Origin of the sequence: Mycoavidus sp. B2-EB (genome assembly GCF_014218255.1) — a bacterium.
Lineage (GTDB): Bacteria > Pseudomonadota > Gammaproteobacteria > Burkholderiales > Burkholderiaceae > Mycoavidus.
Genome location: NZ_AP021872.1, coordinates 1,691,149 through 1,708,207 on the forward strand (window position 1 = coordinate 1,691,149; position 17,059 = coordinate 1,708,207).

The following is a 17,059-nucleotide window of genomic DNA, read 5'->3' on the forward strand; positions in this document are numbered from 1 at the left end:
ATGACTTAGGCCGGCCCAACCTGAGCGAATAACTCACCATCACGCGCGAGATCGCCGCTAGCGCGCACGGTGCTCTGGCGGCGCGCGGCAAAATCAAGCATACGATCAATTGGCAAGCGCGCGCGCGCAGCAATCTCGACTTCAACATGAATTTCGTTATGTCCATGCTCAAGCACATCGGCCAAATTGGCAAGCCCATTCATTGCCATCCACGGGCAATGGGCACAACTTTTGCAGGTTGCACTATGGCCCGCTGTAGGCGCCGCAATAAAATGCTTCATAGGGGCTGCTGCGCGCATTTTATGCAAAATGCCTAAATCAGTAGCCACGATAAATTCAGTTGCATCAAGCTTTTGAGCCGCAGCAATTAATTGCGTTGTCGAGCCGACCACATCAGCCTGCGCCACGACTGCCGCGGGCGACTCTGGATGCACGAGGACTTTAGCCTGCGGGTATTCAGCGCGTAGCAGTTCTAACTCAACGCCTTTAAATTCGTCATGCACCACGCATGAGCCTTGCCAAAGCAACATATCAGCGCCGGTTTTTTGCTGGATATATTGACCCAGATGGCGATCCGGCGCCCACAGAATTTTTTCTCCTTGACGATGCAACTCAGCGACGATGTCTAAGCCAATGGATGAGGTCACCATCCAATCCGCGCGCGCTTTAACCGCAGCGCTCGTATTAGCGTACACCACTACTGTGCGCTCTGGGTGAGTTGCGCAAAAAGCTGAGAATTCATCTGCTGGGCAACCCAAATCTAGCGAACAGGTTGCATCCAGATCAGGCATCAGTACGCGCTTGTCTGGGCTTAAGATCTTAGCCGTTTCACCCATAAAACGTACCCCAGCTACGACTAAAGTACGCGCCGGATGGTCGCGGCCAAAACGAGCCATTTCCAGTGAATCCGCCACACAGCCACCGGTTTCGTCAGCCAACTCCTGCAATTGAGCATCCACATAATAATGCGCAACCAACACCGCTTGCTCGCGCACCAGTAAGGCACGGATCCGCTCTTTTAACGCGCGTTGCTCAGCCGGGGTAGGCGTGGCAGGCAAGCGCGCCCACGCTTGCCCTGTGCCACAAACGGCGCCTTGCATGTGTGGGTGATCAAAATCAACGGCCTTAATGGCTTGCGGTGATGAAGAGTGCATTTCTATGAATAACTGCGTAGGCGTAGCGAAAAATCGTGTAAAGCTTGAATGCCGCTTCCTTCAGCCCGGCGACACCAAGTTTGTAGCTGCTGTAAAAGTTGCTCGCGGGAAGCATTGGAGCGCTCCCAAATCGCCGCCAGCTCGCTTTGCAATTCATGAAATGTACGCAAGGCATTGCTATGCGCCAAAATTTGCGGCAACTCTTTTTGAAGTTTTTCAAGGCGCGCACCCTCATCATGAAACCATTTACGCGCACTTTTAACCAATAAGTATTTTTCTTTAGCGCCAAACTCTTTAAGGTACGCCAATTCATGCCGGTAAGCGCGCTTTATCACCTGGGCGTAACGCGCCATCACGTCATAGCGATTGGCCAAGACGGCATGCAAAGTTTCAAGGTCCAGCGCTGGTTTGCCCCGTTTAAGTTTAGGAACAGGCGCCACTTTTTTGACTTTAGCTAACCGCAACGCAGACAGGATACGAATATACATCCAGCCAATGTCAAACTCATACCATTTATTAGAGAGTTTAGCCGAGGTAGCAAAAGTATGATGATTGTTATGCAATTCTTCACCGCCAATAATGATCCCTAATGGGAAGATATTGGTGCTTGCATCAGCGCAATCGAAATTACGATAGCCCCAATAGTGAGCCAGTCCATTGACCACGCCCGCGGCCCAAAACGGCACCCAAATCATCTGCACCGCCCACACCGACACACCCACCACGCCAAAAAGCGCAATATTGATCATCATCATCAATGAAACGCCCAGCACTGAATGCTTTGCATAGATATTGCGCTCGAGCCAATCATTTGGCGTGCCATGGCTATATTTGCTCACCGTTTCTTGATTTTTTGCTTCCGCTCGGTACAACTCAGCGCCTTCTAGCAACACTTTCCAGATACCGCGCCGTTGCGGGCTGTGCGGATCTTCATCGGTTTCACATTTGGCATGATGTTTACGGTGAATCGCGGCCCATTGGCCGGTCACCATACCTGTCGTGAGCCATAACCAGCAACGGAAAAAATGGCTCACGATTGGGTGTAGGTCAAGCGCGCGGTGGGCTTGGCAACGGTGCAGGTAAACTGTCACCCCGATAATGGTTATATGCGTGACAACCAATGCATAAGCAGCAATCTGCCAATACGACCAACGCAATAGACCGTGAGAGAAAAAATCAAGCAAAGCGTGCAACAAAATGGCCGCCTCCCATTAAAAAATAAAAAACACTCGCTCAGCGCTACCCAAAATTCAACGGCTAAAACCCCGCTAAAGCGGCGCGACCGGCGTATTCTATCCTATCTGGCAGGTGTGCCGTTCACCTAAGCTAGACACGCCTAGATGTAAGCTGAGGTCCTATATCAGTAGCATATCCTCAGTCTATGAAGATCGCTGCGTAGAACTTCGTCTGAACTCCCGCTTCCGAATGATTAGAGGAGAAACTCAGCCAGCCGTTCTTGATTACGCCCCTTTTTGCGCCACCAATTTATGATATTTCTCAAGTAACTGTGCGCGCGTTTCAGTATATTCAGGGTTCAGTGGAATACATTCCACCGGGCATACTTGTTGACACTGCGGTTCGTCAAAGTGTCCGACGCATTCAGTGCATTTGTTCGGGTCGATCACGTAGATCTCGGTTCCCATTGAAATCGCATTATTTGGACATTCTGGCTCGCAAACATCGCAATTAATACATTCTTCAGTAATCTTTAACGCCATAAACTTATCCACGCGCCAGTTGCTACTGGCTATTGCAATCCACCTCGGTCGCCAGCCTAGCCACCTTGTCTTTGATCCATTTTTCAACAGATGGAAAAACAAATTTGCTAATATCACCACCCAATTGCGCTATTTCACGCACAATCGTGCCGGAAATAAACTGATATTGATCGGCTGGCGTCATAAACATCATCTCAATATCAGGCATTAAGTATCGATTCATGCCCGCCATTTGAAACTCATACTCAAAATCTGACACCGCCCGCAAGCCGCGCACAATCACACGCGCTCCGTGACTGCGCACAAAATCTTTGAGTAAGCCCTTAAAGCTTTTGACCTGCACATTAGAGTAATGCCCCAACACTTCATGCGCAATCGCTAAGCGCTCTTCTAGCGTGAAAAAAGGCTGTTTATTGCGGCTATCGGCAACTCCGATAATGAGTTTATCAAAAATACTAGAGGCACGACGCACAATATCCTCGTGGCCGCGCGTGAACGGGTCAAAAGTCCCCGGATAAACTGCAACGATCATGCCGCGCCCCCCTCAAAAGGCAAAATATCCCCGGCCTGGCTAGCCAGATAACGCAATAAATGATAATGCACAGCCCCTGCCCTACCGCGTCGCACAACACTCCACCCGCGCTGCACGGGCTCTGACGCAGGTAGGTTACCTGCCGCTTTAGCTTCCGTTTGCAATATCAATTGTTTACCCTGGGCTAACGGCTTAGAAGATTCAATATAGATTGCGCCCCCTTGCCGCACCAGCGGCAAACACACATTTAATGCGGGCTCAAGTAAATTCGTGGCGAACGGAGGATCAAGGAAAATTAGATCAAAACTACCTGCAGCAAGTCCGCGCGCAAATTTAAGCGCGTCAGCATGTACAATTTCCACGGTATGAGCCGCCAGTTTCTCTTGATTGCGCCGTAGTTGCTGCACAATCCGCCGTTGCCGCTCGATCATCAGCACGCGCGCTGCGCCGCGCGAAGCCGCCTCAAAACCTAATGCGCCGCTACCCGCGAATAAATCCAAACACACCAACCCATCCAACGCCTGGCCCAGCCAATTGAATAACGTTTCCCGCACCCGGTCGGGGGTTGGCCGTAATTCGTTCAGATCCAGCACCGGCAAATGCGTGCGCTTCCAAGCCCCGCCAATGATGCGCACCGAATGCGCTGCGGGGCGCGCAGCCCCACTAGAAAATTCAGATGAAATAACCATGCTAGCTCAATTTTAGCGCACTACTCTGGTGCGCCTACTAATACTGTCACCATCTTGTCTAAATTGACATGTTTGGCGAATACGGCTTGTGCTTCCTCACGCGTCACCGCGTTCACACGCGCGGTCCAGGTGTTCAAATAATCCAGCGGCAACCCATAAAAACCTATGGTCGCCACAATTCCCAAGCGTTTTCCATTACTGTCAAGTTGCAGTGGGAAGCTGTTGACCAAGTAATTTTTGGCGGCCTCTAATTCTGCTTGCGTAGGCCCTTGGGCAATAAATTTTGCGAGTGTTGCACGCACCACTGCCAGCGCCTCAGGCACCTGATCTTTCTGCGTTTGCAAGCTAATCTGGAAGCGGCCAGGCTGCGCTGCTGGCACAAAAGTACTATATACGCCATAGGATAAACCACGCTGCTCGCGCACTTCATGCCCAAGTCGAGAGATTAAGGTACCGCCACCCAACACTTGGTTCGCCACGAGCAGCGCAAAATAATCTGGGTCGCCCCGCGCTATAGCTGGCGCTCCAAGCAAAATATGCGCTTGCAAGGCTGAATTCGGCACTTTAATTTCGCGCGGGCTCGCCAACGGAACCACTGGGGGCAGCACTGCTCTTGGCGCGCCAGGCGGTAACGCGCGCATCAGTTGCTCCGCGATGCGCTCAGCTTGTAACCGGTCACAGTCGCCCACAATGCTTAAGACTGCATGCTGAGCGTCATAATGCGTTCGATAAAACGCGGACAAAGCTGCCGGCGTTAGGGTTGAGATACCTTTGGGATCAGGCGATGCGCCATATGGGTGCGCCCCAAATACTGCTGCGCTGAAGGTTTTTTCAGCTTGCACTTGCGGGCGACTTGACCGTTCCTTAAGAACCGTAATAATCCGCTGCTTTTCACGCGCCAGTTTTTTTTCCGGAAAAGACGGACATTGCAAGAGTGCCGCAAAAGTCGCTAGCGCAGCATCGCGCTTGGGTGCAATCGATAACGTGCGCAGACGCAAAGCCGCGCTATCTTCATCTACTGTATCCGAGACCACGCCACCTAGATCGGCAAAATGATTTTCAATCTGAGCTTCCGTTAAGCCTAAGCACCCTTGCGTCGCGCGCGTACCCGTACGCAAGATGCGCGCCGTCATTGCAGCTAGACCGCTACGACTAGGCGGATCATAACGGCTGCCCGCATCAAAATTGACTTGAATATCCAGCATTGGGATCGCATGATCTTCAACCAGCAGCACTTTCGCTCCTGACGTGGTGCGCCATTGTTGAATCAATGGCTCAGCCAACACCGCGGAAGGTCGCCCCAGCATAATGGCGGCCAAAAAGGTCGCAAAAGCTAAATATAAGAATTGAGTTCTGATCCGCATCCTGATTCACTCCATTAGTTTTTCTGCGTCAGGTTTTTCAGGTGCGTGACAGAGCGCACTGGTTGCGGCACAAGCGTCGCCACCGTCAACTGGTCATCTGTGAAATAGCGCGCCGCGACGGCTTGCACCTCCTGCGCCGTCACCGCATTTAAGGCTTCGTCCATGTGCTCGATGGTGCGCCATGAATGCCCGGCCATTTCCGTTAAACCCATCTCCATGACTTGGCTAAATACGGAATCTCGCTCGTATACACGCGCCGCATACAATTGCGTTTTGACACGTTGCAATTCCTCCGCACCAACGCCATTTTGGGCAATCTTCTTTAACTCACTACGCAAAGCCGCCTCTAATTCTTTGACCGATTTACCCTGCGCTGGCAGCGCGCTGAGGGTAAATAATTGTGGCCCACGCGCTACCATGCTGTAAGAGGCATCGACCCCATCAGCCAGACGTTGTTCGCGCACCAGATGTTTTTCAAGCCGCGCATTCGGATAGCCGTCAAGCACTGCGGCTAACACACTAAGAGCGTAAGCATCGTGCTTGGCCGTAGGATTTTCTTCTAATGGGACGGTCTTAAATGCCAAGGTGACACGCGGCACACTGACTGAAGCCTTAAGCACGATCCGCTTTAAGCCATGCTGTGGCGGTTCATTCTGCGGTTTGCGCAGAGGTAATGGCCGCGCCGGAATCGCCCCAAACCAACGCTCAGCTTGCGCGCGAACGGAAGCCGGATCGACATCTCCTGCCACCACCAACAAGGCATTGTTCGGCGCGTACCAGCGCTCATACCAGGCACGAGCATCCAGCCAGGTCATATGATGTAAATCATCCTGCCAGCCAATCACTGGCCAACGCGCCGGCGACGCACTATATGCGGTTGCCCGCAAGGCTTCAGCCAGCAACGCTTCGGGTTTATCCTCCACGGATAAACGCCGCTCTTCCATCACTACCCGAATTTCGCGATCAAAGGTTTCTCTGGTAAGAGCGAGATTGTGCATTCGATCTGCTTCGAGCTCCATAATGTCAGGCAGGTGCGATTTTTCTATGCGCGTGAAATACGCGGTACAGTCTTGCATTGTAAACGCATTCTCACTACCACCAAGAGCCGCTACGCGCCGCGAAAATTCACCTGGCCCAACCTGCTGGGTCCCACGAAACATCATATGCTCAAGGACATGCGCAACCCCAGTGGTGCCACTCAGCTCATCGAGCGAACCGGCTTTATAAAAAAGCATCTGCATTACCGTTGGGGCGCGGTGATCTTCCCGCACAATAACTCTTAACCCGTTAGCTAAAGCAAATTCCGTCGTAGGCAACGTGTATCGGACCTCGGCTGCAGCTTCAGCTTTCAAGTCAGCAGCAGATACGCTAGCGACGCATACTAACGTCGCAATACCGATGCCGCTCGGTAAGCCATAAGCGCGCATAGAAGAGAGCGCCCTCAAGCATAATGGCCTAACGATTTTCAATACGCTTTTCAAGGTATTCTTTTTCAGAGACATAGATTCATTTAATTCAACGTTGATTCAGCAACAGTGCAGCAACGGACGGCCCGACACATTGTGCGAATGCCCCAAACAGTGGTTAATACCGGCCCCAGACGGAGGGCGCTTTCCCTTCCATCTGCTAAAATACCCCCTTTCGTTTACATCCACTCTCAGCTTTTTCCAAGTCACATCCTTCAAACTATAAACCATGTTTAGCTTCTTCAAAAAGCTTCATAAGAGCTCAACATCAGCCCCCGAACCTGCTGAGGCAGAGCATAAAACAAAAAACGACACTCAGGATAAAAATCCTTCCGCTCCAGCGCTGACTCCAGATCGTCCAACCTCCTGGGTCAACCGGCTAAAATCTGGTTTGGCGAAAACCCGCAACAACTTTACAAACCTTTTTACCAACGTCAAGATCGATGAGGACTTTTTTGAAGAACTGGAAGCTGCGCTTTTAATGGCCGACACGGGGCTTGAGGCAAGCCAATTCTTGCTGAATGCTCTGCGCCAAAAAGTCCTTGCGGAACGGCTTAATGACGGTGAAGCCGTTAAAGCAGCACTGCGCTCCTTATTAGCGGATTTATTAAAACCTCTTGAACACACATTAGTGCTTGACCGTGCGCAACCCTTAGTGATGATGATCACCGGCGTGAACGGCGCCGGCAAAACCACTAGCATTGGCAAACTCGCCCAACATTTACAACGGCATGGACAATCTGTATTGCTTGCCGCGGGCGACACTTTTCGCGCCGCCGCGCACGAACAGCTTGCGCTATGGGGGGAACGTAATCAGATTAATGTCATCTCACAGCAAAGCGGAGACCCCGCCGCAGTCATTTTCGACGCCCTCAACGCGGCACGCGCACGTAAGCTAGACATCCTGATGGCGGACACCGCCGGGCGCCTGCCAACGCAATTGCATTTGATGGAGGAGTTGAAAAAAATCAAACGCGTGATTGCTAAAGCCATGGCTGATGCTCCGCATGAGGTACTGCTAGTGATTGACGCAAACACTGGGCAGAATGCCTTGGCGCAAGTCAAGGCTTTTGATGATGCGCTTGGCCTAACCGGATTGATTGTAACCAAGCTCGATGGCACTGCGAAAGGCGGCATCCTTGCCGCCATTGCGCGACAGCGGCCGATCCCCGTGTACTTCATCGGCGTAGGGGAACACATTGATGATTTACAGCCATTTTGCGCCGAAGAGTTTGCCAACGCGCTGCTGAACTAAGGTCCAACTGATTCATTATAGGAAGCTTCCCCATAACGGTTTCATTACTCTCCAGAGGCCAGAACCCGGTGGACGCTTGTGTCAAGCTAGAGTTCCTCTGTGCTTAAAAAAGCACGTACACGTTCTAAATCAGCAGCAGTATCTACGCCTGCGATAGGCGCTTTGTCCGTTACATACATAGCAATAGATTCGCCATGCCACAGAGCGCGCAATTGCTCGAGTGCTTCCACGCCTTCCAAAGGGGACGGCGTTAAAGTGGCGAAGCGGCGCAAAAAAGAAGCTCGATACGCATATATGCCAATGTGGCGGTACACCGGCTGCTTGCTTTGGTCAAGTGTGCTATTAGTACTAGCTGCTTGGCTAATAGAAAAACCATTTTCTCCCATCACACCCTGCCACACATCACGCGCCCAAGGAATAGGTGCGCGGGAGAAGTACAATGCATATCCTCGGGCGTCGAGTACCACTTTAACCACATTGGGATTAAAAATTTCTTCGATGCTCTTAATGGGGTGCGCAGCGCTCGCTAATGCGCAGCTAGGGTGTGTCGCCAAATGGGCTGCCATTGCTTGAATCAATGTAGGATCGATTAACGGTTCATCGCCTTGCACATTTACTATGATCTGGTCATCTGCCCAGTCCAGCTGGGTCGCAAGCTCGGCCAGCCGGTCGGTCCCACAGGCATGACTCTCTGCCGTCAACATAACCTCTATATTATATTGACCGGCGCACTCGACAATACGTGGAGAATCCGTCGCAATTATTGTACGTTGCGCGCCAGATTTCTGAGCGCGCAACGCCACATGTATAACCATGGGCTTATCGTCAATTTGGGCTAACGCTTTTTCAGGCAGTCGAGTAGACTGAAGACGAGCGGGGATTGCTACATCAAAATTTATAGTATTCATATAATAATTCCTGCACCAGAAGAGCTTGATAATAGTAGATTAAACATGATCCCATGCAACTTTTGCCTATTCAGGGTACCGAATTGTTGCGCTTTAAGGACTAATTTCATTTCACATCTTTTATAAGACCCTTACCATCGGCAGGCCAATTCGATAAATTGCCTCTCCATGCTTCCCTCTCCGCCCTCGACTCTCCAACGGTTAAATATCATGTCCCCAGCTGTCAAACAGCGCTCCAACGTCAGCGAAGATAAAATAGTGTTTAGTAGAGCACTGCGCTCCTTGCAGATTGCCCTGAAGGACGGCAGCAGCATAGGAAGTAAATCAGGGTATGAATTCGATAAAAACCCAACCAGCACGCGGCTGCCGCCTCCCCAAAACTAGTTTACTTCCCATCTTTATATTCTTTCCATAAAAGCATCTAAGTCACCTTAACCGCCAATTCGCCTAAACCGTCAATACCTGCCGTCATCAGGTCCCCCCTCACGATCGACCCTACGCCGCCGGGCGTCCCGGTATAAACCAAGTCTCCTGGCGCGAGCTCAGATAAGGTTGACAGATAAGATATAACATATGCAATCGACCAAATAAGCTGCGCCACATCAGCACGTTGCCGCTCAACCCCATTCACTTTGAGCCAAATTGCGCCCTGCTGACAATGGCCAACCTCCTCTACGCGATGGATCGGGCCCAGCGGCGCTGAAGCATCAAAAGCTTTGGCGCTTTCCCATGGATAGCCTTGCCGTTTCATTTCTGCTTGCAGATCGCGGCGCGTCATATCCAGACCCACTGCATAGCCAAACACATAATCAAGCGCGCGCTCAACCGGAATATCGCGGCCACGCTTACCCAGCGCGACCACCAGCTCCACTTCATGATGCACGTTATTTGAACCCGGCGGATAAGGAAATTGCCCGACTTTGCCTGGCGCCACATACAAGATAGCGTCAGCCGGTTTATGAAAAAATACTAAAGATGAAGACGGCGACACATGCCCCATCTCACGCGCGTGCTCTAGATAATTGCGGCCAATGCAGTAAATGCGGCGCACCGCGAAAGAGTCATTTGAATGCGCAATCGGCACAGTGATTAGCGGTGCTGCTGCAAATATTTCACTCATTATAATTTCTCAGCCTTATACGGATTGGTTGGCTCGACCTCGGCATATTATAGGTCTCTCGGCATTATAATTCACCCCCCTATCTCAATAGACTTAGGCCTTGCCTGAATCACTCAGGCAGCATAAAACTTCTGGCTAGATCTAGCGCCCCTAAAAATCCAAACCCGACCTTGCAGAAAAAAATTTCGCGAATAAAAACGCCCGCTCATAGAAAGACTTCTCTGGGGCAAATTAGCACTCTATGCAGAAGAGTGCTAATATTATAAAAAATACCTCTCTTAAGGAGCGTAAATGAATACAAAATCTGAATTAAAAAGATCCGAAGTAGGCGGGGCGCTGACTCTTGCTCCGACGATGCCAGTACTTGGCCAGCTAGGTGATCTTAATGCCTATATCCAAGCGGTTAGCCGTATTCCAATGCTGCACGTGGAGGAAGAGCAACAGCTCGCTACCGATTATCGTGAGCATGGTACGCTTGAATCAGCTCGCAAGCTGGTTTTATCCCATCTGCGCTTGGTTGTCTCAATCGCCCGCGGCTACTTAGGCTATGGATTGCCACATGCCGACCTGATTCAAGAAGGCAATATTGGTCTAATGAAAGCCGTAAAACGCTTTGATCCGCAGCAAAATGTACGGCTCGTCTCCTATGCCATTCACTGGATTAAAGCCGAGATTCATGAATATATCCTGCGCAACTGGCGGATTGTAAAAGTTGCCACCACCAAAGCTCAGCGCAAACTTTTTTTCAATTTACGCAGCCGTAAACGAAGCGCGCAAACGCTGACCTCGAGTGAAATTGACGCTTTAGCTAAAGCGCTGAACGTCAAGCACACTGACGTAGCGGAGATGGAAACCCGTATGACGGGCGGAGATGTCGCGCTAGAAGGACAAATTGAAGATGGCGAAGAATCCTTTGCGCCGATTGCCTATCTCACCGACACTCAACATGAGCCAACCGAGGTGCTGGCGAATCGCCAGTTTGACCGTTTACAAAGCGATGGCTTAGCCAGTGCGCTGGATACGCTTGATGCACGTAGCCGCCGGATTGTTGAGGCGCGCTGGTTAGATGTTGACGAAAATGGTTCTGGCGGTGCAACGCTGCATCATCTGGCAGCGGAATTCGGTGTCTCGGCCGAGCGTATTCGCCAAATTGAAGTCAGTGCTATGAAAAAGATGCGCAGTGCATTAACTGCTTATGCAGCTTGACGTCCTTGGCCTAAAAAGGGCCTTGGCCGCTTGATCAAAATCGCTCTAAATTATATTAATCTATTCTAATCTATCTGATATGAGCAGATTGGGCAGCACAGAGAGACGAGACAGGCTCTCTGTGCTGCTTCATAACGCACAGCCATCAACGACTCCCAATCGGATGCCTGATCGTTGAGGCTGTCCCTATTTTAAACGCCTAAATGCCAGCCCCCTCCCTCTTTGAGAATTATGAAAGCCGTTAAGCCACAGCTTCCAATGCATGCGAATCCCCCCCTTAAACCATCAGTCAATCTCCGCCGTTTCAGGGTTCGTATTATGTGACTCGCCATTTTCATCAAAAATAAGTTGCACTTTGTTCTGCTCGTCCACATCAACCTTAACGCGCCCCCCATTTGACAACTTACCAAATAGCAACTCATCCGCCAAGGCACGCCGGATAGCGTTTTGAATCAAGCGTTGCATCGGCCGCGCGCCCATGAGTGGATCGAAACCGCTGCTCGCAAGGTATTTGCGCAGCTTATCCGTAAAGATAACCTCCACCTTCTTTTCGTGGAGTTGATCTTCCAGCTGGATTAAGAACTTATCAACCACACGCAGAATAATTTCTGCGTTGAGTGAGTGGAAGTTAATGGTTGCGTCTAACCGATTACGAAACTCAGGGGTGAAGGTCTTTTTAATTTCGGCCATTTCATCCCCCGCTTCGTTACGTGTAGTAAAGCCAATCTTGGTTTTTTGCAGTGCTTCAGCGCCCGCGTTGGTGGTCATAATGAGAATCACATTACGAAAATCGGCTTTACGGCCATTGTTATCCGTCAATGTGCCATGATCCATGACTTGCAGCAAAATATTATAAATATCTGGATGCGCTTTTTCGATTTCATCCAGTAGCAACACGCAATGCGGCTTTTTCGTGATCGCCTCGGTCAAGAGGCCACCTTGATCAAAACCAACATAACCCGGCGGCGCACCGATTAAACGGCTGACCGCATGACGCTCCATATATTCAGACATATCAAAACGCGTCAGCTCGATGCCCAAGGTGAAAGCAAGTTGACGGGCGACTTCAGTTTTACCAACGCCGGTTGGGCCTGAGAATAGAAACGCGCCAATGGGTTTACCAATTTGACCCAATCCGGCACGCGCCATTTTGATTGCAGAGGCCAAGGCTTCAATCGCGGGGTCTTGTCCAAAGACCACGCTTTTGAGGTCGCGCTCAAGGGTCTGCAATTTGCTGCGATCGTCGAGTGAAACGCTTTGTGCTGGCACACGAGCGATTTTTGCAATAATTTCCTCGATCTCTGCTTTACCGACGATCTTTTTTTGTTTCGATTTAGGTAATACGCGTTGCGCTGCACCCGCTTCATCCAGCACATCAATCGCTTTATCCGGCAAATGCCGATCCGTAATAAAACGAGCCGATAATTCAGCTGCCGCAGATAACGCGGCACCAGAATATTTAAGACTGTGGTGTTCCTCAAGGCGCGACTTCAGCCCACGCAAAATCGCAATGGTTTGGGCTACCGTTGGCTCAGAAACATCGATTTTTTGGAAGCGCCGCGACAGCGCGGCATCTTTATCAAAAATCCCACGATATTCGGTAAAAGTAGTCGCTCCAATGCATTTTATTTGTCCAGACGAAAGCGCTGGTTTTAATAAGTTTGAGGCGTCCAGCGTCCCGCCTGAGGCAGCGCCTGCACCAATCAAGGTATGAATTTCATCGATAAAAAGTATCGCATGAGGGCGCTCTTTTAATTCTTTAAGCACGATTTTTAAACGTTGTTCAAAATCGCCACGGTATTTAGTACCGGCCAGCAAAGCGCCCATATCCAGCGAATAAACCACTGAATTCGCCAATATATCCGGCACTTCGCCACGCGTGAGCCGCCAGGCAAGCCCTTCCGCGATAGCCGTTTTACCGACGCCCGCTTCCCCGACTAAGAGCGGATTGTTTTTCCGGCGCCGACACAAAATTTGCACCACGCGTTCAACTTCGAGCTCCCGCCCAATCAATGGATCAATCCGCCCTTCTTTAGCGAGTTGATTCAAGTTCTGCGTAAATTGCGCCAGCGGCGTTTCTTTTTGCCCTGCCGCTCCGTCCTGATCTGCGCTTGCATCAGCCGATTTGGTGGATTCACTCTCGCCGGTTTTAGCGATTCCGTGCGCAATAAAATTGACCACATCTAAACGCGCAATCCCTTGTTGCTGCAAGCAATAAACCGCGTGCGACTCTTTTTCTCCAAAAATCGCCACCAGTACATTTGCACCGGTCACTTCTTTCTTGCCATTTGAAGCCGATTGGACATGCATAATCGCACGCTGAATCACCCGCTGAAAGCCTAATGTAGGCTGCGTATCAGCGTCTATCGAACCCGGTACGACCGGGGTGTTATCGTGAATAAAATGGTGCAGATTATGTCGCAAGTCATCAATGTTGGCCGCGCAAGCACGCAACACCTCAACCGCCGTCGGATTATCTAACAACGCTAGCAGCAGATGCTCTACCGTAATAAATTCATGCCGGGCTTGGCGCGCTTCCATAAACGCCATATGCAAGCTAACCTCTAGTTCTTGAGCGATCATGTTCTCTCCATAACGCACTGCAGCGGATGACCGGCTTGCTTTGCATGGGTGGTTACCTGCTTCACTTTGGTCATTGCCACATCACGCGTATAAACCCCACAAATTGCTCTACCTTCGCAATGTACCTTCAGCATAATCTCAATTGAGGCCTTTTGGTCTTTTCTAAAGTATTTTTGAAGAATCATGACGACAAACCCCATCGGCGTAAAGTCATCATTGAGCAACACGACTTGATACATGGGTGGCGGTTTTATTGTTTGCTTTTGCCGCTCAACCACAACGTTATCTTCGAGACTCAAGGAAATAGCCATACTCTTTATTTTAAACAAGTTGCCTGCACTTGCATTGCGGTTGGGCGGATTAGAAGCAAGACCCTCACCTCGTGAAGCTTGCTTGGCGAGAGCGCCATGGAACGACCATCAGCTTGATCGAACCTCAATTTTTTCGCCTTCGACATAGGTTGTCTGCACCCTCAGTTGGCGATCCAGCACCACTAAATCTGCCCAAGCACCCACTACAAGTCGACCCCGTTGTACTAAACCCAGATAATCCGCCGCATAGCGTGACAAGCGATGGGAAACTTCAGCTAACGGCAAACCTAGCGCAACTAAATTACGCAGCGCTTGATCCATCGTCAAGGTGCTCCCGGCCAACGTGCCATCCGCCAAGCGCACGCCATTCACGCATTTAATCACCGTCTGACTCCCCAACGGATAAGCGCCATCTGGCATCCCCGCTGCCGCCGTGCTATCAGTCACGCAGTAGAGCCTAGGAATCGCGCGCAGTGCCGTATAAATCGCCCCTGGATGCACGTGCAATAAATCTGGGATGAGTTCCGCATACTCAGCATGTGCAAGCGCCGCGCCCACCATGCCTGGCGCACGATGGTGCAAGCCCGTCATAGCGTTAAATAGATGGGTAAAACCTGTGGCCCCCTGCTTAAGCGCGTCCACCCCCTCCTCATAACTGCCTAACGTATGGCCAAGCTGTACGCGTATCCCGCGCGCAGCGAGATCGGCTATGACCGTTAAATGGCCAGCCAGCTCCGGCGCCAGCGTCACCACCCGCAGCGGAGCAAGCTCCGAATAATAGAGCACTTCATCCAGTGCCACGAGCGCGGTTGCAGAAGGTTGCGCACCCAGTTTGCCAGGATTAATATACGGCCCTTCAAGGTGCACGCCGAGGATGCGGGCGCAACCCGGTGCGCGCTGCCGCACCTCAGGCGCAAGCGCCATTAGCACTGCGGCCAGCTCATCACGCGGCGCCGTCATGGTGGTGGCCAATAGGCTTGTGGTGCCATAACGCGCATGCATACGGGCCATGGTTTGAGCCGCAGCACCGCCTTCCATCACATCCGCCCCGCCGCCGCCATGCACATGCAGGTCAATAAAACCGGGCAAGAGGTAAGGTTCGTGGTTTGTCGCCGGTTCGCTGGGTGCGCCATTGAGCGCCACAATCCGCCCCCCCTCAAACGTTATATGACCCAGTCGCCAGCCTTCGGGGGTTAAAATATTTCCGCACAACTTTAGGCTCTTCATGGGCTACTCTTGAGCGCTTAATTCAGCAATATCTTTAAATCATGCACCCACGGCTCAGGCCCTTGCCCATCACGCGCAAAAAGGCGCAGTGTGCCGCTGGCATCAAATACATAGCCCGCCGCTGTATGATCCATAGTATAGGCGTCGGCGGTGGGAGTTTTGGCCATTTCGTCTACGCTTGCGGACTCTCGCGCAAAAAACACTCGAAAATCTTGCGTCACCTTTTTAAGCTGCGCTTCATTCGCTGGCCGCAAACCGATAAAGCTGGGATCAAAAGCCGGGACATAGCGCGCCAGCGAAGACAGCGTATCCCGCGCTGGATCGACAGTAACAAATAATACCTGCACCCGCTTTGCCTTGTTCCCCAATTGTTTTAGGGCTTGCGCAAGCGTTGCAAGCGTCATGGGACAAATGTCAGGACAATGCGTATAGCCGAACAACAGCACCACCACTTTGCCTTTAAAGTCAGCCAAAGTACGCATCTGACCCGCGGTGTCCGGCAGTGTAAAATCCGTGCCAAAACTTGGATTGCCAGTCAAATCGGTATTTTTGAACGCCGGCGTGCGCGTGCAACCTGCCACCCCTATCAGTAGGCACAATAAGCAGGCTGTAAATTTAGACGCTGCTGCGGTAAATTTGTACATAATGGTCAGCCAGTAATGCTGCAAACAGCAACGACAGATAAATAATTGAATATCGAAACAGCCCGCGCGCTAGCGTATCCGAATAAGCGCGCCAGATACGCCAAGCATAAGCCAGAAAAATGATGCCCAGCACAATCGCCGCGGCTAGATAGACTATCCCACTCATGCGCGAAGCAAATGGCAACAACGATACGCCAAATAGAACGATGGTATAAAGCAAAATCTGTAAGCGTGTAAATTGCTCACCATGTGTAATTGGCAACATCGGCAAACCCGCTTGCGCATAATCTTGTCGACGGTATAGCGCAAGCGCCCAAAAATGCGGCGGCGTCCATACAAAAATAATCAAGACAAGCAGCCACGCATCAGCCGGCACCGCTCCAGTTGCCGCGGCCCACCCAAGCGCCGGCGGCATCGCCCCAGCGGCACCGCCAATCACGATATTTTGCGGCGTCCGCGGCTTTAAGATCAGCGTATAAATAATTGCATAGCCAATGAAAGTGGCCAGCGTGAGCCACATTGCTAATGCATTGGTGAAGGCGCAGAGCATCCACATCCCAAGCCCACCTAGTAGCGCTGAAAATAAAAGAATCTGGAGGGAGGTTAAATCACCGCGAGCGGATGGCCGCCATGCCGTGCGACGCATTAATGTATCTATTTTGCGCTCAAACAAACAATTGATCGCAAAAGCGGCGCTGGCTAATAACCAGATTCCTGCTGCGCCACCCAGCACAATCGACCAGGGGACACTGCCAGGAGTTGACAAGAGCATGCCGATCATCGCGCAAAACACTGCGAGCTGCGTAACACGAGGTTTAGTCAGTGCCCAGTATTGGGAGATGCGGCTGCTAATAGAGGGGCAAAAAGCGGTGCTTTCCATGA

16 protein-coding genes are annotated in these 17,059 nt (G+C 51.2%); 2 read left to right on the forward strand and 14 right to left on the reverse strand.

Features of this window, described 5'->3' with window-relative positions; translation table 11 throughout:
- Nucleotides 1–5: 5 nt before the first annotated feature.
- The 7 genes from nadA to MPB2EB_RS07540 form a co-directional block, all read right to left on the reverse strand.
- Nucleotides 6–1,154, reverse strand: a complete 1,149-nt coding sequence (gene nadA, locus MPB2EB_RS07510) for a quinolinate synthase NadA (RefSeq protein ID WP_185181707.1) — start codon at nt 1,152–1,154, stop codon at nt 6–8.
- A gap of 2 nt (nt 1,155–1,156) precedes the next feature.
- Nucleotides 1,157–2,350 carry a fatty acid desaturase gene (locus tag MPB2EB_RS07515; protein WP_185181708.1) on the reverse strand — a complete coding sequence of 398 codons (1,194 nt, stop codon included), beginning with the start codon at nt 2,348–2,350 and terminating at the stop codon, nt 1,157–1,159.
- Nucleotides 2,351–2,614: 264 nt separating this feature from the next.
- Nucleotides 2,615–2,872 carry a YfhL family 4Fe-4S dicluster ferredoxin gene (locus MPB2EB_RS07520; RefSeq protein WP_185181709.1) on the reverse strand — a complete coding sequence of 86 codons (258 nt, stop codon included), beginning with the start codon at nt 2,870–2,872 and terminating at the stop codon, nt 2,615–2,617.
- 22 nt (nt 2,873–2,894) lie between these two features.
- Nucleotides 2,895–3,404 (reverse strand): pantetheine-phosphate adenylyltransferase, encoded by a 510-nt coding sequence (gene coaD / locus MPB2EB_RS07525; protein WP_185181710.1) that lies wholly within the window; start codon nt 3,402–3,404, stop codon nt 2,895–2,897.
- Entirely contained in the window at nt 3,401–4,093 is a 693-nt protein-coding gene (rsmD, locus tag MPB2EB_RS07530; protein WP_185181711.1) for a 16S rRNA (guanine(966)-N(2))-methyltransferase RsmD, read from the reverse strand. The genes coaD and rsmD overlap by 4 nt, the downstream gene beginning before the upstream one ends.
- Before the next feature lie 20 nt (nt 4,094–4,113).
- Entirely contained in the window at nt 4,114–5,457 is a 1,344-nt protein-coding gene (locus tag MPB2EB_RS07535; RefSeq protein WP_185181712.1) for a pitrilysin family protein, read from the reverse strand.
- Between the two features lie 14 nt (nt 5,458–5,471).
- Entirely contained in the window at nt 5,472–6,884 is a 1,413-nt protein-coding gene (locus tag MPB2EB_RS07540) for a pitrilysin family protein (RefSeq protein WP_185182704.1), read from the reverse strand.
- A 268-nt stretch (nt 6,885–7,152) separates the two neighbouring features.
- Between MPB2EB_RS07540 and ftsY the strand changes: the two genes are divergently transcribed.
- Entirely contained in the window at nt 7,153–8,178 is a 1,026-nt protein-coding gene (gene ftsY / locus MPB2EB_RS07545) for a signal recognition particle-docking protein FtsY (protein ID WP_185181713.1), read from the forward strand.
- An 86-nt stretch (nt 8,179–8,264) separates the two neighbouring features.
- Here ftsY and kdsB read toward each other — a convergent pair whose 3' ends face one another.
- Nucleotides 8,265–9,086, reverse strand: a complete 822-nt coding sequence (gene kdsB, locus MPB2EB_RS07550) for a 3-deoxy-manno-octulosonate cytidylyltransferase (protein ID WP_185181714.1) — start codon at nt 9,084–9,086, stop codon at nt 8,265–8,267.
- 421 nt (nt 9,087–9,507) lie between these two features.
- On the reverse strand, nt 9,508–10,206 hold the full coding sequence (locus tag MPB2EB_RS07555; RefSeq protein ID WP_185181715.1) for a fumarylacetoacetate hydrolase family protein: 699 nt from the start codon (nt 10,204–10,206) through the stop codon (nt 9,508–9,510).
- A gap of 291 nt (nt 10,207–10,497) precedes the next feature.
- Here MPB2EB_RS07555 and rpoH point away from each other — a divergent pair, with 291 nt between their 5' ends.
- Nucleotides 10,498–11,412 carry an RNA polymerase sigma factor RpoH gene (gene rpoH, locus MPB2EB_RS07560; protein WP_185181716.1) on the forward strand — a complete coding sequence of 305 codons (915 nt, stop codon included), beginning with the start codon at nt 10,498–10,500 and terminating at the stop codon, nt 11,410–11,412.
- A 285-nt stretch (nt 11,413–11,697) separates the two neighbouring features.
- On the opposite strand, the gene clpA is transcribed toward rpoH, so the two are convergent.
- The 5 genes from clpA to cyoE all read right to left on the reverse strand — a co-directional run bounded on the left by clpA (nt 11,698) and on the right by cyoE (nt 17,057).
- On the reverse strand, nt 11,698–13,995 hold the full coding sequence (gene clpA / locus MPB2EB_RS07565; RefSeq protein ID WP_185181717.1) for an ATP-dependent Clp protease ATP-binding subunit ClpA: 2,298 nt from the start codon (nt 13,993–13,995) through the stop codon (nt 11,698–11,700).
- Nucleotides 13,992–14,306, reverse strand: a complete 315-nt coding sequence (clpS, locus tag MPB2EB_RS07570) for an ATP-dependent Clp protease adapter ClpS (protein ID WP_185181718.1) — start codon at nt 14,304–14,306, stop codon at nt 13,992–13,994. The genes clpA and clpS overlap by 4 nt, the downstream gene beginning before the upstream one ends.
- Before the next feature lie 108 nt (nt 14,307–14,414).
- Nucleotides 14,415–15,533 (reverse strand): N-acetylglucosamine-6-phosphate deacetylase, encoded by a 1,119-nt coding sequence (nagA, locus tag MPB2EB_RS07575; protein ID WP_185181719.1) that lies wholly within the window; start codon nt 15,531–15,533, stop codon nt 14,415–14,417.
- A 17-nt stretch (nt 15,534–15,550) separates the two neighbouring features.
- On the reverse strand, nt 15,551–16,177 hold the full coding sequence (locus MPB2EB_RS07580; protein WP_185181720.1) for an SCO family protein: 627 nt from the start codon (nt 16,175–16,177) through the stop codon (nt 15,551–15,553).
- A complete protein-coding gene (cyoE, locus tag MPB2EB_RS07585) occupies nt 16,149–17,057 on the reverse strand; it encodes a heme o synthase (protein WP_185181721.1) in 909 nt (302 codons plus the stop codon). Before cyoE ends, MPB2EB_RS07580 begins: the two co-directional genes overlap by 29 nt.
- Nucleotides 17,058–17,059: the final 2 nt, after the last annotated feature.